The following is a 19,275-nucleotide window of genomic DNA, read 5'->3' as shown; positions in this document are numbered from 1 at the left end:
AATAAATGAAAAAAAAGTTTATACTGTTACCGATATTATTGTTAATTTCGGTAAATATAAAAATTTTCTCTTACGAACCTGCGCTGGAATCTTCTTCCGTCCAAAATTGGAAAGAAGGCACAATTTTTTCGGTTATAAGTCTTGATATAGATAAAAGCGGTCTTCAGTTACCCGGCGACAGGAATGCCTCTTTTGAGCTTATAGAAAGATATATGCCTTCTCTTTTAAAAGATATTTATCTTTCCATAATAGTTGATTCTTCCCATAGATTGGGTAATTATCTTGCGGAAAAAAAAGTAAACCTTAATAACTTAAATAAAATAATAGAACAGGGAAAATTTACCTCTCCGAGTTTTTCAACCGATTTAAAAAAAGCTCTTGTAAAAAACGGAACACCTATGAGCGAACTCGCAAAGCTTTTTATAAAGCATAAAACTCCGTATACTCCGGCCATTCCTCCGAGTACAGCGGTAAGCAAAACTTATTCGGGTATTTTAATTGACGCACGCGGAGCCTTGCCTGTACACGGGGAATATACTGAAGAGCAATTAAATCCGTGTATTTTCCCTAAAATTTGGAATACGGAAATGTCCTGTATTTACGAAAAAAATATGGTAGAGCCGGAAATCGCCGCAAAAAAGGGAATAGCCGTATATTCTTCAACTTTGGACGAAGCCGAATACCGCGACAGAATCGGAACAAATCCTTTACGTATTATAGCCCGCGGCGTATTCGGACAAAACAGAACAGACCCTATTATTTCTCTTTCCGACAGCGCTCAAATCCTTTCCCGTCCGGAAAATTTAAAATTGTTGCGTGAGGGAAAAATAGTAATTATTTGCGATGAAAATATGCTTACGGTAACGGAACCCTTTACTCCGCCCGATGAAAACTATTATTTTGTTTATCATGATATAGAGCTTCTTTTGGAAAAGGAAAAAACAAACGGAATTGAAGTTACAAATCCCAATAATAAGGTTAAAATTACAATGTACGATATACGCTTTGTTGCCGATATGCCGGACATCCTTCCTGAAGAAATGGGAAAAATTGATATAATAGCGGAAGCTCTTTTAAAGGTAGGCCCTTATGCAAAATTTTTAATTGAAGGTCATACGGCAAATTTAAACCGTCCCGCCGATGAAAAAATTCTTTCGGTTAAACGTGCCGAAAAAATTGCCGATGAAATTTCAAAACGCGGTATAAATAGAGAGCGTATTTACACCGAAGGTTACGGAAGTACTCAACCGATTGCTCCAAGCGATACTGAAGAGCATCGTGCAAGAAACAGACGCGTTGTTATTACCGTTATCCGTGAATAATTTTATCTATATGATATTCTCGGAATATACTTAAATGATACTTTTTAATAACTGATTTGTTTATATGTTTATTGGGAGATAAATAATGAATTTAAATTACAATTTAAAAAAGATAGCTTTTTTTTGCTTTTTAATTTGCCTTGCGGTGTCTTCGGTTATTTCATGTGCAAGTATCCCTACGGAAGAAACGGTTTCGCCTAATCTGACTCCTACGGAAATCAACCAAAAGGCTCAAGAGGAACTGGATAACGGCCGTGTACGGGCGGCCTTAGCTTATTATCAAATTTTAATAGGCCGATACGGACAGGATATGTCCATACGCACCGGTGCGGAATATGAAATTGCTCATATTTATATTAAACAAAAAAAATGGCTTGAGGCCGATGATATGCTTAAAACTATTATAAGCAGATATGAAACTTCAGGCGGGGCTTCGCTTTCTCCTAAATACTATGTATTGGCAAAAAATGATTATGCGAGGACTCAAGAGTATATAAATAAGAAAAAGCTGCGTAAAAAGGCTCCCGATACAGGCAGTACTGAAAAAATAAAAGACGCTGTCTCCGATACCGCACCTCAAGTTCCTCAGCATAACGATGAAAAGGCCGTACAGGAGCAGCCTAAAGAAGCGGATTCCGTCCGAACGGATGCCGAAACTTCAAATAACTGATTTTGTCTTATAAATTATTTATTAAAAGCCGGAGTTTAAAGTTCCGGCTTAAATTTTTATCGTTTTTTTAATCCAATTCAAAATATCCGTTTTTACTTCTTCTTTGTTTGTTTCGTTTAAAAGTTCGTGTCTTGCTCCTTCATACAATTTCAGCTCAAGATTTTTTATTCCGTTTTGTTTATAAATGGAATAAAGCTTTTTTATGCTTTTTCCGTTTGATGAAACGGGGTCTTTAGAGCCTGAAATAAGTAAGACAGGCAAGTTTAAAGGAATTTTAGTCATTTCATTACGGTTATGTATTTTTTTAAGACCGTACATTAAGTCTTTATAAAATCCTGAGGTACACACAAAGCCGCAAAATTCATCATTTATATATTTTTTTACTTCGTTTTCATCTCTCGAAAGCCAATCAAATTCGGTTTTAGCTCCTTTTATTCCCTTATTATATGAGCCGAAACTCAATTTATCCATCATTTTGGAACAGCTCTTTTTTCCGTTTATAAGTGCGTTTATGTTTGCTAAAATCGAAGCAATTCCTATAATGGGATTGGGGCCTGCCGAACCGCTTAAAATACATGCGTTTATCGTGTTTCCGTGATTTTCAATATAGCTTTGTGTAACAAATGAACCGAATGAATGCCCCAGCATAATTATCGGAGTATTGGGATAAATTTTTTTTATTTCTTCGTTGATTTCTCTCTGGTCGTCAACTACACGGTTAAAACCGTTTTTGTCGGCAAGAAAGCCTTTAAGTCCGCTTTTGTCCGCCGTTTTTCCGTGTCCGCGGTGGTCTGCCGAAAAAACCGTAAATCCGCATTTACACGCATCTTCAGCGAAACCGTCGTATCTAAGCGAATGTTCCGCCATTCCATGCACTATATGAATAGCCGCCTTAGGTGTTTTTTTCGGAAGCCACTGATGTAGGGCAATGGAAACTCCGTCGCTCATCGTTTGATAAATACTTTGCATAAGTCCCTCTTTTTCAATTAAATTATATAACGCTTCGGGAAAATTTTCAATTAAATTAAAAAATTGCAGTTTTTATTTATTTTAACCTATATCTATATCTGCAGGGTCTTTTAATAAATCGGAAGCAAAAAGCCGTTCCAGCTCTCTTTCCGAATAACGTTTGGACAGCAAAAAATTTTCCTTTACGGTTTCTATTGTTTCATTATCTAAAATTAACTTTTTATCATCGCGCAAATAAGCCGCGAAGTCTTCGAAGATTGAAAGCGGAAGCCACGGAAAGGCTATTTCGAAAATATTGAACCATTCACAGTACGGAAGGATATTATCGCGCGTCATAGGTACGCCTTGAGCCTTTAAGCGTTCTCGTTCGGTGGGATGCAGAGTAAACATTTTTTGATTAAGCAGTTCGCAATATTCCTGCGATGAAAACAGAGCTCCTACTTTTTGTATTAACAGCATTTTATGAACGGAAGGAATATCGGCTAAAATGGAAGCTGTAACCAAATTCATTCCTTCACAGGCGATATCATAAAGTTTTTTATCGGCCGCTTCAGCAAATTCAATAGTGCGTTTTATATCGCCTTTTTCCAAAAGAGGCTGTAATATTTCCGCATTAGTCACTCTTATACCTCCGAATTTAGACTTTACCATAATAAAGAAAAAAAATCAAGGTTTGACTGAAAAAAAATAAGCACTTGGGTTACCTTAATCTAACTTTTATAAAAAGTATAAAATATTCATTAAAACGGTATAAATTTTTTATGATTGGATTAAAGCCGGTATTTTTCCGTAAGGTTTTTTAAAAAGTATTTATTAAATTATATTCCGCCGTGCTCTGAGATGAAAAATTTTAAATAGGTTTATTGACAAAATATTGATTTTATGATAGTTTTTTATAAATAAAAAGGTTGGTATTATTCAACCTGAAGAGAGGAAAATCTGGTGAACATTTAGCCGGTATATGTAAAGTTAAATAGCTTAAAAGAATTTTATATTCCGCTATTTTATTTAAAGAAGATTTTTTTAAGAAAAAAGGTTTATATAAAAATGATATTTATAAAAAGCATTTTTTATTAAGCCTTTATAGAAATGCTTTTGTTTACACAAAGGCGTTTTGTCGGCAAATCTTCTTTAAAATTTGCATATATAAGAATTTGCATTTTTTGTATCTTATTTTAATCGGTTAGGAGTTTATCATGATACGCAATTTTTTTAGGTGCTTTTGTACCGTTTTTAGATTTGCCGCATCTTCTTCAGCGGCTTTAACTGTTATAGCAATATTTACAGGTCTTACTCTTCCTTTAAGTGTATTTTTTACCGAAAGGCTTATTTCATCGCTTATTTTATTTTTACAAAATAAAGCAGTGATAAACACCGTTTTTTTAAACGGAGCTATTCTTGCTGTAATTATCTTATTTATGAATCACGTAAATTTTATAAGCCGCATATTTTTTATTTATCTTGAAAAAGCGCTTACCGTGAATTTATCTAAGGCAATTTTAAATAAAATCGTAAGAATAAATTTTGCAGCCTTTGAAGAGCCCGCCTTACATGATGTTTTAAGCGAGCTGCGTAAAAACCCGTCGGAAAAAGTAATCGGTTTGTTTAAGGCCGTACGGGCATTACTTGTCGATTGTATTAAACTTTTCGGAATGGTTTTTATATTTTTTAAAATTTCGGTTTTTCTCGGAATAGGTTTTTTATTTTTTTTTAATTTTGGATTTTTTTAATGAAATTATCGCTGTAAAAAAAATTCAAAATATTTATAAAGAACAAGTTTATGATGAGCGCGGACTTGAAGACTTAAGCAATTTGCTTTCAAATAAATTTTCTCTTGTTGAATTAAAAATATTTTCGGCAATTCCTTTTATAGTTAAAAAATTTAAAGAAAAATATAAAATTCTTTTACATGAACGTATTTCCGTAACCTTGCGTGCATATAAGTATAATATATTTGGAAACTCTCTTATAATTTTATGGGCATCGTTTTTACTTTATATTTTAATTTCTCAAATTTTAAAAGGTAATTTGCAAATAGGAATGTTTGCGGCTCTTATTACTTCTCTTACCGAAATTTTAAACCTTGTTATTTTTATGTCCGAAACTTTTTGGGCTCTTACCGATGAAAATTTAAGTATAGATTTTTTATATGAGTTTATGAATATTCCCGATGATATTCATTTTAGGAAACAAGCCGAAAAAACGGTTGGAGGAGAAAAAAATATAATCGAGACCGATTTAGCGATGAAACCGCTTAAAATACGGTTTGAAAATGTTTGCTTTTCATACCCTAATACGGAAAAGCAAATTTTAAATAATATTTCGTTTGAGATTGAAGCCGAACATCATATTGCGCTTGTCGGAAAAAACGGAAGCGGAAAAAGTACTCTGATTAAATTGATTGCAGGATTATATAAACCGGTATCGGGTAATATTTTTATCGGTGATAAAAATATTACCTGCCTTTCGCAAGCCGATATTCATAAGGCCGTAAGTATCGTTTTTCAAGATTATGCAAACTATCAAATGACCTTACGTGAAAATATTGCTCTTGGGGCAATCGAATTTTTAAACGATGATGAATATTTAAAAAAAGTCGTTTCCCTTGTCTCATCCGACTCCGTTTTTGGTAATTTGAATTTACAGCTCGGTAAACTTGAAGAAGACGGAATTGATTTTTCAGGCGGACAATGGCAAAAAATTGCAATTGCAAGAGCCCTTGCCGCAAACAGTTCTTTTATTATTTTTGATGAACCTACGGCTTCTTTAGACCCTTCCGCCGAGCGTGAGATGTATTTTAATTTGGAGAAAATAATAAATAACCGCGGCTGTATTTTTATTTCGCATAGGCTTGCAAGTGCAAAAATGGCGGATAAGATTTTTGTCTTGGATAAGGGTTCTATCGTTGAAGAAGGTACCCATTTAACGCTTATGAATGCGGAAGGTTTATATGCTTCTATGTATAAATCTCAAGCTTCATGGTATTTATAATCCCTATTATTGGAATGGAGTTATATATGAAAAATAATTTATTATATAAGAGTTTTAAATTTACTTTTAAGATAAGTCCTATTGCGCATATTGTCGTAATTATTGAAGAAATCTGGCAAGCCTTGTTTCATTCGGGAGCGGCTCTTTTAATCGGCAAACTGATAGATACGGTTATACATTTTACTCAAAGCGGAAGTAATTCGGCTGCATTCATTAAATACGGAATTTTATTTGCAGGTATGTATTTAATGAATGAATTGTGGGCTCTCGTTTATAACGGAGCGGTTAATATAGGTATTTACGAAAAACCTAATAACTATGCCAATCTTTTGCTTGCACAAAAGGCTTCCCGTTTAAATTTAATCGATTTTGAAAATTCGAATATTTTAAATATGTATAAATATGCAAAAGAAAACATTAAAAATGAATATCTTTCCGTGTCTTCCATGAAGGCTGTTTATATTTTTTGCAGATTAATTGAAATGTCATCTTTAACGCTGGTGCTTGCTTTTTTCGATTACAGACTTTGTTTTATTGCTCTTTTTTCGGTGTTTCCTTATTTTATTATTCGTCTTATACGCGGTAAAGAGATGTATAAATATAAAACAATTAAAATTCCCGAAGAGCGACGTTTGGATTATTTATGGAGTTTATTTACCGATAAACGTGCCGCAAAAGAATTGCGTCTTACTGGTGCCGATAATTATGTAAAAGACAAATGGCTTACAAAAAATAAAGAAATCTTTGACGGTGTTTTTAAGTTGCGTAAAAAAGATTCGGTTTCCGTTTTATTTTGTGATATGCTCAGTTCCATAGGTTATGCCGTTTCAATTTTTCTTTGTATAAGTCTTGCCGTAAATAAAAAAATTTCCGCAGGCAGCTTAGGCGCTTCAATAGGGGCTTTTACCGCGCTTCAATTTTGTATGATGTGTTTTTTGGAAGCGGTAGGAACAATTCCTTCTCTTACTGCATATACAAAGCATTTTTTTGAATTTATGAATTTACCTGAAAATTATGCCGTAACGACAAGAGGAGAAAATATTATTAAATTAAATAATTATATAGAAGTAAATAATATTTCTTTTTCATATCCCAATTCCGAAAAAAATGCCGTAGAGTCCGTATCTTTTACGATAAACAAAGGGGAAAAAGTTATACTTGTCGGAAAAAACGGTTCGGGTAAAACCACTCTTTTAAAATTGATTTTAGGATTATATGAAGTAAAAGACGGAGAAGTGCTTTGGGATAAAAAAAATATTTCAAAAATAAATAAAGAGCAATTATATAAAGATGTTTCGATTGTTATGCAGCAGCCTGTTCAATATAATTTTTCTTTACGGGAAAATATTGCAATTTCCGATTTAAAAGAACTTAAAAACGATAAAAGAATTATTTCGGTTTTAAAAGAAACCGATTCCGATTATATTTTGGAAAAAACCGAAGGTCTTGACGGGTTATTGGGTCGTTCTTTCGGCGGGGCGGAGCTTTCAGGCGGACAATGGCAGCGTATTTCTTTGGCAAGATGTATTTTTAAGGACGCTTCCTTTCTGGTTTTAGATGAGCCTACCGCCTCTCTTGACCCTATTGAGGAAACTCATGTATTAAAAACTTTTTTAAATTTAGTAAAAAATAAAACCGCAATTATAATTTCTCATAGGGTAGGGCTGTGTAAATATGTAGATAAAATAATTGTTATGAAAGAAGGTTCCATTGCCGGAGTAGGAACTCACAATGAACTTTTAGGCAGTTGTGAAGAATATAAGAGCCTCTACTTAAGTCAGGCGGAGCTGTATTGATATTGTAAACGGTTTTATTATAAGCCGGTTTTTTAAATACTTTAAGCGGTTGTAAAGAACCGTTTTATGTATGAGAAATTATAGCCGGCTTATGGATATGAGAATTTTATAAAGGCTTTATGTTTTATACTCTTTCTACGCTTTTAATTATTCCGCCGCCTAAAACATATCCGTTTAAATAAAAAACCGCCGCTTGACCTTCGGCTACGGCTTTTTCGGGTTCGTCGAATACAGCTTTAAATTCATTTTTACCTAAAGGGATTAGTACGGCTTTTTTTTCCGTTCTGACGGTATCTTGTTTTTACCGTAACGACGGTTTCGGTTTTAATTTCGTCTACGGCAATTAAATTTACGTTTTCCGCAATTAAACTTTTTGCAAAAAGGGAAGAGCTTTTACCTACCGTAACCGTATTATTTTCCGCATCTTTTTTTACAACGTAAACGGGATAGCCCATTGCGATGGCAAGTCCGCGCCGCTGTCCTATTGTATAATACTGCAAGCCCTTGTGGCTGCCTACTTTATTTCCTTCCGTATCTAAAAAGTTTCCTTCTTTAAAGGAGTTTCCGGCAAGAGTGTTAATTACCTTAGTGTAGTCATCACCCGGGACAAAACAAATATCCTGACTATCCGGACGGTGAGCATTTAAAAGCCCCGCTTCTTCGGCAATTTTTCTTATTTGAGGTTTTTTAAAGCCTGCAAGAGGAAATATAACCTTTGAAAGTTGTTTTTGAGTTAACGATGCTAAAAAATAACTTTGGTCTTTTGTAGAATCGAGAGAACGTTTTAATAAAAATCTTTCCGTACCGAATGCGCCGCTTTTTTCCACTTCCGCATAATGCCCCGTAGATATTAAATCGAAGCCGTCTTCCAAGGCCTTTTCCAAAAGAAGTCCGAATTTTATTTTTCCGTTACAAATAAAACACGGATTTGGAGTTCTTCCTTTTTTATATTCTTCTATAAAATAATCGATTATTATAGCTTTAAATTTTTCACGGAAATCATAAACTATATGTTTTATCCCAAGTTTTTCCGCCGCAGCTTTTGCATCTGCAATATCGGCATCTTGGGTTTTATTTATCGTCTCCGACGATTCCTTTTCATTTTTTAAAGAAGATAAAAGCTGCATAGTAACGCCTGTAACTTCGTATCCCTTATCGAGAAGAAGTTTTGCCGCAACCGATGAATCTACACCTCCGCTTAAACCTACAAGTACTTTCATTTACAAAAAAGCTCCTCTATGTATGAATCGGTATTTAACATCATTTTTATTCCGGTATTTACCAAATCCTGTTCCAATTGAATCCGAAGTGTTTTATTTTCTTCGGTAATGCTTGTAATTTCCGCAGTTTTTGCGGAACCTATAACCCGTCTGTTTAATTCCGCTCCGCAAAATCCGATTGCGTCCTTTAATGTATTTTTTAAATAATTTGCGATAAAGGTTTTGTTTTTATATGCGGAATCTTTTATACCGCTTTGTAAATATTGCGCGCCTTCCGTAAAAAAGTTTGTAAGAAAATCGTGTTTTGTTTTAAACATAAAATTTAAAAAAATATTTTTTTTTCTCTTCGGAAATTTCTTTCGTATATTTTACATAAGTTTCCGCAAATATAAAGTGAGCAAGTACATTTCCCAAATCATAACCTATGGGGCCGTAAAAAGCAAATTCAGGGTCGATTATTTTTAAATTTATATTTTTTAAAGAAGAGCTGCCGTTTACAAAAACGGAAGCGGAATGTAAATCTCCGTGAATTAAACTTTGCGGATAATTACAAAATCTTTCTTTTAAATGTGCGGCCGCCGCCGCTAAAGGTGTGTTGTTATAAAATTTACTTTTAAGCCATTGTTCATTTTCTTTAAATAAAATATTTCTGCCGCGTAAGTCGTTGTAGGGGTGAGTGAATACAAGCTCTTCCGTTATTTTACATAACTCAGGATTATAAAATTTTTTTGCCGCTTCCGATTTTTTTTCATAACCTATAATAAGTTCCGTAAGAGGTAAGGTTGTTTTTATAATGAACTCCGAAAGTTTTTTTCCAAGCTCGGGAAGAATCGAAGCTTTCATTAACTCTTTTTTTAAATTGGTGTAAGAGCCTATATCTTCCATTATTATTATAGCCATAACTTTATCCGAATAAAAAACTTTCGGAATAAATTCGGGAGCGAGTGAAAACTGAATTTTTAAAACTTCCGCTTCGCGTGCACTTCTGTCGGGATTTAAAAATCCGTCCGGTCTTACCCGCGTTTGTACATCGGCTTGTTTTAATATAAGGGACTTTTGTGTTTTTAAACCGCTATGTATATTTTCGGCATTTGAAGATTTTTCAAAAATACGATAAACATAATTTATATTTCCGTCGCCTATTTCTTCGCAAACTAAATTTTCATTTGAAGAAAAGAAATCGGTATGTTCAAAAACATAATCTATTATGTCATCGTTATTCATTTTATAATGAGAACTGAAGCGCATATTTTAAGTTTCCGTTTTTAAATTTTATTTTTTACTTGAAGTTTTTTATCATCTTCAATTATTTTTTGTGCATTTGCCTTTATGTAAAGGCTTACCGCTTGAGCGACTTCTTTATCGTAAAGTGAAAAAATCTTTGCCGCAAGTAAGGCGGCATTTTTCGGTTCAAGTACAAGCGCAGGTGAAATACCTGAAGGCATTCTTAATGAAGAATAAATATCCGCTCCGGCAAAATTTTCCGAGTAGGGCGGGCAGGCAATTGTTGGAGATTTAACAAATCCGTCTACAAAGCCCGAAAGAGCATTGCTTCGCCCTGCAATTGTTATATAAATTTTAGGACGGCTTAAGTTTTCGTATTCATTTAAAATTGAAATAAGGTGTTCCGCAGTTTTATGTGCCGAACCGATTCTGATTACATAATCGATGCCGAATTCTTTTAATTCTTCCGTAATTTTTTCCGCATGAGGTATGTCGGAAGAAGAACCGGTTAAGATAATTACAAGAGGTTTCAAATTATACCCGCCTTTTTTAAATTTTCTTCAATCCGTTTTTCAATAGGATATTCACCCCGCTCAAACTTCGTTCCGGTCAGTTTTTCGTAAGCGGTGATATAAAGTTCTACAGCTTCATTCCAAATGTCTTCTTCCAGTTCGGGTATTTCTCCGTCGCCGCGGTATCCTTTTGCGGCATAGGCCATGCGTATAAATTCCTTATCGAAGTTTTCAGGTTCTTTTCCTTTATGTAATCGCTCTTCATAAGATTCCAGCTTCCAATACCGTGAAGAGTCCGGTGTATGCACTTCGTCAATTAAAAGAATTTCACCTTTGTTATCTATCCCGAATTCATATTTTGTATCTACTAAAATCAATCCCGCTTCTTTTGCTCTTTTTTGCCCGCGCTCAAATAATTTTAATGCGGCATTTTGAACATATTCCCACTGCGGTTTTGTCATATATCCGTTTGAAACTACTTCGCTGCAAGTTAGCCGCTCATCGTGTCCGGTAGGTCCTCCTTTGGTAGTGGGCGTAATAATCGGTGAAGGAAGCGCTTCATTTTTTTTCAAGTCTTCGGGAAAATCATAACCGTAAATGTTTCTTTCTCCCAAAGAATATCTGTACCAAAGAGCGGTAGATGTAACACCGGTAATATATCCCCGTACAATTACTTCGATAGGAAGAGGTGTTACCTCGTTTACGATTATGCAGTTGGGATCCGGTGAAGAAATTATATGATTTTTTATTATATCTTTTGTATTTTCAAACCAGTTGAGAGAAAGCTGATTTAAAACCTGTCCCTTGTACGGAAGAGCTGTAAGCATTTTATCAAAGGCGGAAATTCTGTCCGTAGTTACTATAAGTCTTTTTCCGGGTTCAGGAGAATACCAGTCGCGAACCTTTCCCGCTTGCCGTGCAGGAAGAGGTAAATTCGATTCTTTAAATGCGAGATTTCTTAAAATCATTTTTCCCTCCACAAAATCGTTTACAAGGTTTATAATTTAAACCTGTCTTTTATTCAGTATATAATAACTTTAAGTAATTTTCAAGTAAGAGGTGCGGCCGTAACTTGATAATGTCTTGCACTTGATGATTGCAGTTGAAGCTTTATTATCAGGTTTCAGGATAAAATATTTAGGTATCTCTTGTTTTTTATCGCTGAATACAATATATTGAATAAACGGAATTATAGTAATTTTATTCCTGAAAATATCGGTATTATCTTGAAATTTGAACTTACGGATAATATTATATGAAACGGTTCAATTATAAAACATAGGAGTTTAAAATGGGAAAGACTTTAAAGGTCGGTTTAATTGTTGTAGGTGTAATAGCGGCTTTAATATTTTTTGCTTACAGTTTTTTTGGAGGTTCGTATAACTCGATGGTTACTGCCGAAGAAAGTGTAAAATCCGCTTGGAGTCAAGTGGAAAACGTTTATCAAAGGCGGTTGGACCTTATTCCGAATTTGGTAAACACTGTAAAAGGTTTTGCAAGCCATGAAGCAAAGGTTTTTACCGATTTGGCGGAAGCAAGGTCGAAGGCAGGCGGAGTTATGCAGGTTTCCGATGAGGTTTTAAATAATGCCGAATCGTTTGAAAAATTTCAAAAAGCTCAATCCGAATTGGGAGGTGCCCTGCAACGCCTTCTTGCGATAACCGAAAATTACCCTGAGCTTAAATCGAATGAAAATTTTTTGGATTTGCAAAGTCAGCTTGAAGGAACCGAAAACCGTATTGCGGTGGAACGTAAACGATACAATGAAACGGTTCAATCTTATAATGTTCTTATTAAGCGTTTCCCGAAAAATATTTTGGCGAATATGTACGGATTTAAAGAAAAACAATATTTTAAAGCCGATGAACAGGCTTCCAAGGCTCCGGAGGTTAAATTTTAATTTATGAAAAGAGATAAACTGCTTAAGCTGCTGCATATAAAACCCGCTGAGTTAAACGGAATTAAAACAGCCGTTGCCGAAGCTGAAAAGAAAACGACGGGAGAAATAGCGGTTGCTGCAATATATCAAAGCGATTCTTATATGTTTGTAGAATTGCTGATAGCTTTTTGCACCGCCATTGTTTCATTTTTCGTTATGCTTGCGTTTTCAAATAAAATTTGGAATTTTTTGGAAACAAAATTTTGGCTTCCTCATCCTGCCCGCTTAACGGCGTTTATAGGACTCGGTATGTTAATTGTAACTGCTGCAGTTTATGCTCTTTTAAATATACCTGCGGTAGACAGATTGGTTATTCCTAATAAATTAAAAAATCGGCGCATATATGCAAGAGCCTTACAGCATTTTGTAGAAAGCGGAGTTTATAAAACGGCGGATAGAACCGGAGTGTTAATTTTTATTTCGGTACTTGAAAAACGTGTTTTTATTATTACCGATTCCGCCGTTAAAGAAAAAATTCCGCAAAGCGAATGGCAGCGGATATGTAAAATTATAACGGACGGCTTAAGAGCAAAGCAAACTGCAAATTCCGTTATTGCCGCCGTAAAAGAGTGCGGAAAAATTCTATCAGCAAGTTTTCCGAATAAACAAACCAATCCGAACGAGCTTGCGGACGGCTTGGTGCTTTTAGAGAGTTAATTTATGAAAAAGTTATGTAAAATAATTTTTAAACCTTTTTTTATTGTAAGTATTTTTCTTTTTGTAATTCGGATTTCATCGTTTGCTTTAAATGTCCCCGCTCTAACGTCTCCCGTAATTGATATGGCAGGCATTTTATCGGGAAGTGAAAAAAGTGAAATCGAAAATTTTTTATATAAAGTTAATAAAACTTCGGAACTGCAAGTTGCGGTTTTAATTATTAAGTCTTTGGAAAATGAGGGTTTGGAAGATTATTCCATGCGTGTTGCCGAATCTTGGAAGTTAGGTTCAAAGGAAAAAGATTCCGGAGCATTGCTTTTGGTTTCAATAAATGAAAAAAAAATCAGGATTGAAACGGGATACGGGTTGGAAGGAACATTAACCGATGCGGTATGTTCAAAAATTATACGGAATGCAATTGCTCCTCATTTTAAACAAGACGATTACGGAAAGGGAATTTTAGAGGGCGTAAAATTTATTTCAGGTGCGGCATTACAAGATGAAACGCTTTTAAAATCTCTTTCTTCACAAGACGAGAAAGGGGATTTTTTTACAATAACGGATTATTTTTATTTAGTTTTTTTTGTAATTGTATATATTCTCGGGCTTCTTATTACCCGTAATCCGTTTTGGATTTTAATACTTCTTTTACGTTCGGGCAGAGACGGAAGTTCCGGCGGCGGATTTTCAGGAGGAGGAGGCCGTTTCGGCGGCGGCGGAGCCTCAGGCGGTTGGTAAAAGTATTTTTGTCGGAAATAAAATTTTACCGTTTTATTAAATTTTATTTTTAATGTATTTTATAAGCCGCAAATCGGGATATTTTAAAATAGCTGTTGCAGTTTTAAACTCCCTTAATGTATCCGACTTGCGGCGGTTTAAAAATTATTTTATAAAATCGATATTAAATTCGCCTGTTCCCTTGTCTATGTATATTTTATGTTCCGAATTTTTATTTCCGATAACAAAGTCATTGCCGAAATTTTTTCCGTTTATACGGACTGCATTGTGTCTATAGTTTCCTTCTATATATACTCCGTAATTTTCGGAGCTTTCTTTTATATTAAGCAATACCGAACCGCTTCCTGTAATAAAGCCGGAAGTACCCCTTAAAATTCCGTCCAGTGAAAAATCGCCGCTTCCCAAATTTGCTTTCGTATTATTAAAAATACAGTTTTTAAATTCGATAAGTCCGCTGCCGCCTGAAATCTCCGTACTTTTATTTACATTTATGTTTTTTATTTGTACATCGCCTGTATCCGTATCTATGTCAAGATAATCGATACGGCTGTTTTTTAAATCCAAATAAACACTTCCTCTTTCGTTTTCTATTTTTATATTTCCTTCCGCCCCTGTTTCAAAATAAACGGAACCGCTTTCCATATCGAAATCCGGATTTTTTATGTATCCGTTTCCCGAACAAGTTACGGAGCCGCTTCCCATATCAAAGTCGGCTCTTTCGGTTATTATACAATTCGTCAGTGTGCAGCTTCCGCTTCCGGTATCGAATTCTCCCGTTTTACATTTGAGATTTGAAAAAACGTTTTTACCCGAACCGGTATCTGCGGAAAAGTCTTTGCACTGTATATTATTTACGGTAAGTCCGCCGGCACCCGAATCAAGTTCAATACTTTTACATAAAATATTTGAAATGTCCGTATGGGCATAAGATGAGGAAATATCCATATCGGTTCCATGTAAGTTTTCAGGTACGATAACTTCAATGTAAATAGGCTTGATAAACGTTTCCGCATCGTACAGTCTTTTTTCATTGCGTTCAGGTCTTCTTTCCGTCAATTTAAATGAAGAAAAATACTGTTCGATTTTTACGGCCTTGTCGGGTAAGCCCTTTATTGTATATGTAACGGAAGGTTTGCCCGATTCGCTTTTTACAGTTACGGCTGCAAAAAAAGCATCTATTTTAATATGTGTAACGGACGCGGGTATTTCACCGGTAATAATAGCGGCACTGTGTTTGCCGCTTTTTAATTCTTCTATGTAAGATTTATCGAAACGGTAAATGTCGTTTTTATCTTCATCCGAGTACAATGGAAAAACAGGTATGAGCGCGGCTGAAATAATAAGGCATATAAGCAGTATAACCGTTTTTTGCCGTCTTATTTTTTGATGTATTGCTTTAAATTTATTCATAAGTTTTCTCCGTATATTTTAAACGCGATTATAAAATTAAAAAATGAATTTGTCAATTACCTTAACTCATAGAGATTAAATAGCTGTAGCTTTAAAACTGCAAAACCTCTTTCTTCTCCTGATGACAGTATACGGTTTTTATGTTATAGTTTTGCTATTATGAAAAATATTGTACTTGGTGTTACGGGCGGAATTGCGGCGTACAAGGCTTGTGAGATAGCTTCGACTTTAATAAAGCATAATGTAAATGTTGATGTTATAATGACGAAGAATGCGGAAAATTTTATAAATCCTCTTACTTTCCAAGCTATAAGTAAAAACCGTGTAATAACGGATATGTTTGAAAAAATAAACTATTGGGAAATTGAACATATCGCACTTGCAAAAAAAGCGAATCTTTTTTTAATTGCTCCGGCTACCGCCAATATTATTGCAAAGATTGCAAACGGAATAGCCGATGATATGCTTTCTACAACCGCATTGGCAACAAAGGCTAAAATTATTATAGCACCGGCGATGAATACCGATATGTATGAAAATCCCGCTACACAACATAATTTGGAAATACTGAAAAAAAGAGGCGTATTTATTATTGAGCCTATATCGGGAAACCTTGCCTGCCGCGATATCGGAAAAGGAAAAATGGAAAGTCCTGAAAAAATAGTAGAGGCCGTTTTATTTTATTTAAATAAAACCGATACTCTTGCAGGTAAAAAGGTTATAGTAACGGCGGGAGCTTCTATTGAAGATATAGACCCGGTGCGTTTTATTACCAACCGTTCTTCCGGAAAAATGGGTTATGCCCTTGCTTCACAAGCCGCCTTAATGGGGGCAAATGTTGTTCTTGTTACATATAAGACGGATTTAACAATTCCTTATGGAGTGGAAAAAACAATTAAAGTAAGAAATGCAGAGGATATGTACAATGCAGTATTATCGGAGTATGAAACCGCCGATATTGTAATAAAGGCCGCCGCCGTTGCGGATTTTACGCCTAAAAAAATTGAAATGAATAAAATAAAAAAAAGCGGAAACGCTTTTAATTTGGAGTTGGTTCCCACAAAAGATATTTTAGCGGAATTGGGAAAAAGAAAGAAAAATCGGATTTTAGTAGGCTTTGCCGCAGAAACCGAAAACATAGAAACTTATGCTTTGGAAAAAATGAAAAAAAAGAATTTGGATTTAATTGTAGCCAATAATGTTTTACTTCCGGAAAGCGGTTTTGCCTCGGATAATAATACTGCCGTCATATACAAAAAGGACGGTATTAAGTTGGAAACGGGAAAGTTGACCAAAAGAGATTTAGCCGGCTTAATTCTTAGAGAAGCGATAAGCGGCTATCGGAAATAATCGGACGTGTTTTATGGTTGTAAAAAAAATTGCGGTGATAACCGGAGGTACAAGCGGCATAGGATTGGAAACTGCAAAAGCTCTTATTAAAAAAGATTGGTTTGTATATACCGTAAGCCGTAGAAACTTTAATTTTTTCCCCGAGGAAAAAAGTTTTCATTTTTCTTCGGATATTACGGACGAAACTGCCGTTAAAACCGTTTTTGCAAAAATATGGGAAAGGGAGAAGAGATTGGATTTACTCGTATGTGCGGCAGGCTTCGGAATTTCGGGTGCCGTGGAATTTACGGATATTGAACGGGCAAAAAAACAGTTTGATGTAAATTTTTTCGGAGCTTTTTTGTCTTTACGTACGGCCTTTCCCTATATGCGTATGCAGGGTTTCGGAAAAATTTTAACCGTCGGTTCAATTGCAGGTGAAATAGCAATTCCTTTTCAAGCCTTTTATTCCGCTTCAAAAGCCGCTTTGGGAAAACTTGTTGAAGCTTTTAATGCCGAAGCCTCTCCTTTCGGTATTTGCTGCTCCTTAATTATGCCCGGAGATGTTGCCACTCCATTTACCGAAATTAGAAATAAATCGGAAGAAGGTAATGATATTTACGGCGGAAGAATAAGCCGGAGTATTTCTAAAATGGAAAAAGATGAAAAAGACGGTATGAGCGCGGAAAAGTTGGGCGCATTTATTGCGTTTTTGGCTGAAAAAAAGAAGCTGAAATTTTGTTATCCGTATAACGGAAAATATGCGTTTTTATTATGGCTTTACCGAATTCTGCCCCGCAGTTTTGCTCTTTTTTTAATTAAAATAATTTATGCGGAATAATAACGGGTAAAATCAACAGACCGCCAGCTTTATCTTGCAGGCCTATTTATTCTGTATAAGGCCGGCTTATTTACTGCCGAAGACTTTATTTTTTCTTTTTGCAGTTAGTCAACGGCAGATGTAACGGGTTTTACAACTTCAGCTCGTTTAATCTTTTATTTACGAAACTTGCCGCCTGTTTGGGGTTTGCCTTACCTTCGGATTTTTGCATAACCTGTCCCATAAGCCAGCCCGCAACATTTGTTTTTCCGTTTTTCCAGTCCTCTACGGCGGCGGCGTTTTCGGCAAGGACTTCTTCTACTATTTTTTCTATAACCGAAGAATCGCTTACCTGTTCCATTCCTTTTTCCGTAATTATTGTAGAAGGCTTTTTGCCGCTTAATACCATTTCGGCAAAAACTTCTTTTGCCTGCTTACTCGTAATTTTTCCGTCTTCCAAACAGTTTACCAAATCTGCAAGGTCTTCAGCTCCGAATTTTAATTCGTTTAAGCCAATATTGCTTTCGTTTAAAACGGCAAGCACTTCGGCGAGTACCCAGTTGGCCGCCTTTTTCGGGTCCTTTGATTTTAAGGCCGCTTTTTCAAACCATTGTGCAAGGCTTTTATCGGAAGTTAGGGTTTGTACATCGAATTCGGAAAGTCCGTATTGTTTTTTAAAGCGAAGGCGTTTTGCTTCGGGCAATTCACCGACGGAAGAGCAAACCTTGTTTATAAACTCGCATGTTAAATTCAGTGCTCTTAAATCAGGCTCCGGTATAAACCTGTAATCTTCGGCAATGGTTTTTGTACGCTGAATTACGGTTTTTCCCGCAGGCTCGTCCCAGCCCATAGTTCGTTTAAATCCCGGCTTAAATTCAATCCTTTCTCCGCTGTTGTATTCGGCAAGCTGGCGGGCGGCTTCATATGTACAGGCGTCCTTTATTGTTTTAAACGAATTCATATTTTTAATTTCGGAAATTTGAGTGCGGAATTCTTTGCCCCCGTCTAAAATTCTTAAGTTGACGTTTGCATCGCAGCGCATAGCCCCCTCTTCCATATTACCGTCCGTTACTCCGACAAATTTTAAAATTTCACGAATTGTTTGCATATAACGCGCCGCTTCTTCCGGGCTTGACATATCCGGCTTTGAAACAATTTCGATTAGAGGAACTCCCGAGCGGTTATAATCTATGTAGCTGTGGCTTCCTTCAATGTGTAAACTCTTGCCTACGTCTTCTTCAAGGTGAATTCTTTCGATACGCACTTTTTTAAACTCGGGTTCTTCGTTTTGCCCTGCAAGGTTTATTTCGATACTGCCGTCTTCGCAAAGCGGCGTATAAAACTGGGTTATTTGGTAACCTTTTACAAGGTCGGGATAAAAATAATGCTTACGGTCGAATTTGGAAAAAGCGTTTATTTTACAGCCTAAGGCGTAACCTGCCTTAATTCCGGCCTCTACATATTCTTTGCTTACAACCGGAAGGGCTCCGGGTAAGCCCAGACAGCACGGACACACGCGTGTATTCGGAATTCCGCCGTAGCGGTTTTCGCAGGAGCAAAAAGCCTTTGTTTTGGTTAAAAGTTGACAATGTATTTCACAGCCGATAATAATTTCGTATTCAAGATTCCCCGCCTTAATCATTTTTGCCTCCGAAAAAGGGTTATCTAAAATGTGTTT

Annotated in this window: 20 protein-coding genes; 10 read left to right on the top strand and 10 right to left on the bottom strand. The window is 35.7% G+C overall.

All coding sequences use genetic code 11. The annotated features are described in order from the left end of the window. Positions 1–5: 5 nt before the first annotated feature. Positions 6–1,322: an OmpA family protein gene (locus tag DYQ05_RS11900; RefSeq protein WP_024469532.1), complete on the top strand. Its 1,317-nt coding sequence runs from the start codon at positions 6–8 to the stop codon at positions 1,320–1,322. A gap of 85 nt (positions 1,323–1,407) precedes the next feature. Next, positions 1,408–1,992, top strand: a complete 585-nt coding sequence (locus DYQ05_RS11895; protein ID WP_020966273.1) for an outer membrane protein assembly factor BamD — start codon at positions 1,408–1,410, stop codon at positions 1,990–1,992. Between the two features lie 48 nt (positions 1,993–2,040). On the opposite strand, the gene DYQ05_RS11890 is transcribed toward DYQ05_RS11895, so the two are convergent. Together DYQ05_RS11890 and DYQ05_RS11885 are read right to left on the bottom strand one after the other, a co-directional pair. Then, positions 2,041–2,961, bottom strand: a complete 921-nt coding sequence (locus DYQ05_RS11890) for an alpha/beta hydrolase (protein ID WP_020966272.1) — start codon at positions 2,959–2,961, stop codon at positions 2,041–2,043. An 81-nt stretch (positions 2,962–3,042) separates the two neighbouring features. Next, positions 3,043–3,582: a hypothetical protein gene (locus DYQ05_RS11885; RefSeq protein ID WP_020966271.1), complete on the bottom strand. Its 540-nt coding sequence runs from the start codon at positions 3,580–3,582 to the stop codon at positions 3,043–3,045. A 575-nt stretch (positions 3,583–4,157) separates the two neighbouring features. Between DYQ05_RS11885 and DYQ05_RS11880 the strand changes: the two genes are divergently transcribed. From DYQ05_RS11880 to DYQ05_RS11870, 3 genes are read left to right on the top strand one after another with little or no spacing between them, the layout of a single operon-like run. After that, entirely contained in the window at positions 4,158–4,691 is a 534-nt protein-coding gene (locus DYQ05_RS11880) for a hypothetical protein (RefSeq protein WP_206183495.1), read from the top strand. Further along, entirely contained in the window at positions 4,678–5,952 is a 1,275-nt protein-coding gene (locus DYQ05_RS11875) for an ABC transporter ATP-binding protein (RefSeq protein ID WP_206183494.1), read from the top strand. Before DYQ05_RS11880 ends, DYQ05_RS11875 begins: the two co-directional genes overlap by 14 nt. A gap of 26 nt (positions 5,953–5,978) precedes the next feature. After that, positions 5,979–7,748 (top strand): ABC transporter ATP-binding protein, encoded by a 1,770-nt coding sequence (locus tag DYQ05_RS11870; protein ID WP_206183493.1) that lies wholly within the window; start codon positions 5,979–5,981, stop codon positions 7,746–7,748. A gap of 124 nt (positions 7,749–7,872) precedes the next feature. Here the strand turns inward: DYQ05_RS11870 and DYQ05_RS14185 are convergent, their stop codons facing one another. The 6 genes from DYQ05_RS14185 to DYQ05_RS11850 are packed head-to-tail and all read right to left on the bottom strand — an operon-like array spanning position 7,873 to position 11,672. Then, complete coding sequence (locus DYQ05_RS14185) at positions 7,873–8,010, bottom strand: aminomethyltransferase beta-barrel domain-containing protein (protein WP_252723565.1); 138 nt, start codon at positions 8,008–8,010, stop codon at positions 7,873–7,875. Next, positions 7,997–8,968: a tRNA 2-thiouridine(34) synthase MnmA gene (mnmA, locus tag DYQ05_RS11865; protein ID WP_252723385.1), complete on the bottom strand. Its 972-nt coding sequence runs from the start codon at positions 8,966–8,968 to the stop codon at positions 7,997–7,999. Before mnmA ends, DYQ05_RS14185 begins: the two co-directional genes overlap by 14 nt. Continuing rightward, positions 8,965–9,285 (bottom strand): hypothetical protein, encoded by a 321-nt coding sequence (locus tag DYQ05_RS14180; protein ID WP_252723384.1) that lies wholly within the window; start codon positions 9,283–9,285, stop codon positions 8,965–8,967. Before DYQ05_RS14180 ends, mnmA begins: the two co-directional genes overlap by 4 nt. Continuing rightward, entirely contained in the window at positions 9,278–10,216 is a 939-nt protein-coding gene (locus tag DYQ05_RS11860) for a phosphotransferase (RefSeq protein WP_252723383.1), read from the bottom strand. The genes DYQ05_RS14180 and DYQ05_RS11860 overlap by 8 nt, the downstream gene beginning before the upstream one ends. 17 nt (positions 10,217–10,233) lie before the next feature. Beyond that, a complete protein-coding gene (locus DYQ05_RS11855; protein WP_206183492.1) occupies positions 10,234–10,725 on the bottom strand; it encodes an AIR carboxylase family protein in 492 nt (163 codons plus the stop codon). After that, positions 10,722–11,672, bottom strand: a complete 951-nt coding sequence (locus tag DYQ05_RS11850; RefSeq protein WP_206183491.1) for a phosphoribosylaminoimidazolesuccinocarboxamide synthase — start codon at positions 11,670–11,672, stop codon at positions 10,722–10,724. The genes DYQ05_RS11855 and DYQ05_RS11850 overlap by 4 nt, the downstream gene beginning before the upstream one ends. 323 nt (positions 11,673–11,995) lie before the next feature. Here DYQ05_RS11850 and DYQ05_RS11845 point away from each other — a divergent pair, with 323 nt between their 5' ends. From DYQ05_RS11845 to DYQ05_RS11835, 3 genes are read left to right on the top strand one after another with little or no spacing between them, the layout of a single operon-like run. Next, on the top strand, positions 11,996–12,604 hold the full coding sequence (locus DYQ05_RS11845) for a LemA family protein (protein WP_020966263.1): 609 nt from the start codon (positions 11,996–11,998) through the stop codon (positions 12,602–12,604). Between the two features lie 3 nt (positions 12,605–12,607). Then, a complete protein-coding gene (locus DYQ05_RS11840) occupies positions 12,608–13,300 on the top strand; it encodes a TPM domain-containing protein (protein ID WP_206183490.1) in 693 nt (230 codons plus the stop codon). A 3-nt stretch (positions 13,301–13,303) separates the two neighbouring features. Next, a complete protein-coding gene (locus DYQ05_RS11835) occupies positions 13,304–14,038 on the top strand; it encodes a TPM domain-containing protein (protein WP_206183489.1) in 735 nt (244 codons plus the stop codon). 144 nt (positions 14,039–14,182) lie between these two features. Here DYQ05_RS11835 and DYQ05_RS11830 read toward each other — a convergent pair whose 3' ends face one another. After that, positions 14,183–15,448 carry a DUF4097 family beta strand repeat-containing protein gene (locus tag DYQ05_RS11830; RefSeq protein ID WP_029410265.1) on the bottom strand — a complete coding sequence of 422 codons (1,266 nt, stop codon included), beginning with the start codon at positions 15,446–15,448 and terminating at the stop codon, positions 14,183–14,185. A 159-nt stretch (positions 15,449–15,607) separates the two neighbouring features. Here DYQ05_RS11830 and coaBC point away from each other — a divergent pair, with 159 nt between their 5' ends. Next, positions 15,608–16,798, top strand: coding sequence for a bifunctional phosphopantothenoylcysteine decarboxylase/phosphopantothenate--cysteine ligase CoaBC (gene coaBC, locus DYQ05_RS11825; RefSeq protein WP_206183488.1), 1,191 nt, complete (start codon positions 15,608–15,610; stop codon positions 16,796–16,798). Between the two features lie 13 nt (positions 16,799–16,811). Beyond that, a complete protein-coding gene (locus tag DYQ05_RS11820; RefSeq protein ID WP_024466996.1) occupies positions 16,812–17,618 on the top strand; it encodes an SDR family NAD(P)-dependent oxidoreductase in 807 nt (268 codons plus the stop codon). Between the two features lie 130 nt (positions 17,619–17,748). On the opposite strand, the gene gatB is transcribed toward DYQ05_RS11820, so the two are convergent. Continuing rightward, the gene (gene gatB / locus DYQ05_RS11815) at positions 17,749–19,239 is read right to left on the bottom strand and encodes an Asp-tRNA(Asn)/Glu-tRNA(Gln) amidotransferase subunit GatB (RefSeq protein ID WP_206183487.1); all 1,491 of its coding nucleotides are present in this window, start codon (positions 19,237–19,239) and stop codon (positions 17,749–17,751) included. Positions 19,240–19,275 lie beyond the last annotated feature (36 nt).

The organism is Treponema pedis (assembly GCF_017161325.1).
Lineage (GTDB): Bacteria > Spirochaetota > Spirochaetia > Treponematales > Treponemataceae > Treponema_B > Treponema_B pedis.
The sequence above is the reverse complement of the archived record's forward strand: the minus strand, read 5'-3'. Positions and strand labels throughout refer to the sequence as shown.

What these genes read in the sequence shown, in the direction of transcription:
- DYQ05_RS11870 (WP_206183493.1), top strand. Translation starts at nt 5,979, where the DNA reads ATGAAAAATAATTTATTATATAAGAGTTTTAAATTTACTTTTAAGATA.
- DYQ05_RS11890 (WP_020966272.1), bottom strand. Translation starts at nt 2,961, where the DNA reads ATGCAAAGTATTTATCAAACGATGAGCGACGGAGTTTCCATTGCCCTA.
- gatB (WP_206183487.1), bottom strand. Translation starts at nt 19,239, where the DNA reads ATGATTAAGGCGGGGAATCTTGAATACGAAATTATTATCGGCTGTGAA.
- DYQ05_RS11845 (WP_020966263.1), top strand. Translation starts at nt 11,996, where the DNA reads ATGGGAAAGACTTTAAAGGTCGGTTTAATTGTTGTAGGTGTAATAGCG.
- DYQ05_RS11835 (WP_206183489.1), top strand. Translation starts at nt 13,304, where the DNA reads ATGAAAAAGTTATGTAAAATAATTTTTAAACCTTTTTTTATTGTAAGT.
- DYQ05_RS11900 (WP_024469532.1), top strand. Translation starts at nt 6, where the DNA reads ATGAAAAAAAAGTTTATACTGTTACCGATATTATTGTTAATTTCGGTA.
- DYQ05_RS11820 (WP_024466996.1), top strand. Translation starts at nt 16,812, where the DNA reads ATGGTTGTAAAAAAAATTGCGGTGATAACCGGAGGTACAAGCGGCATA.
- coaBC (WP_206183488.1), top strand. Translation starts at nt 15,608, where the DNA reads ATGAAAAATATTGTACTTGGTGTTACGGGCGGAATTGCGGCGTACAAG.
- mnmA (WP_252723385.1), bottom strand. Translation starts at nt 8,968, where the DNA reads ATGAAAGTACTTGTAGGTTTAAGCGGAGGTGTAGATTCATCGGTTGCG.
- DYQ05_RS11880 (WP_206183495.1), top strand. Translation starts at nt 4,158, where the DNA reads ATGATACGCAATTTTTTTAGGTGCTTTTGTACCGTTTTTAGATTTGCC.
- DYQ05_RS14180 (WP_252723384.1), bottom strand. Translation starts at nt 9,285, where the DNA reads ATGTTTAAAACAAAACACGATTTTCTTACAAACTTTTTTACGGAAGGC.
- DYQ05_RS11830 (WP_029410265.1), bottom strand. Translation starts at nt 15,448, where the DNA reads ATGAATAAATTTAAAGCAATACATCAAAAAATAAGACGGCAAAAAACG.
- DYQ05_RS11895 (WP_020966273.1), top strand. Translation starts at nt 1,408, where the DNA reads ATGAATTTAAATTACAATTTAAAAAAGATAGCTTTTTTTTGCTTTTTA.
- DYQ05_RS11840 (WP_206183490.1), top strand. Translation starts at nt 12,608, where the DNA reads ATGAAAAGAGATAAACTGCTTAAGCTGCTGCATATAAAACCCGCTGAG.
- DYQ05_RS11850 (WP_206183491.1), bottom strand. Translation starts at nt 11,672, where the DNA reads ATGATTTTAAGAAATCTCGCATTTAAAGAATCGAATTTACCTCTTCCT.
- DYQ05_RS11860 (WP_252723383.1), bottom strand. Translation starts at nt 10,216, where the DNA reads ATGCGCTTCAGTTCTCATTATAAAATGAATAACGATGACATAATAGAT.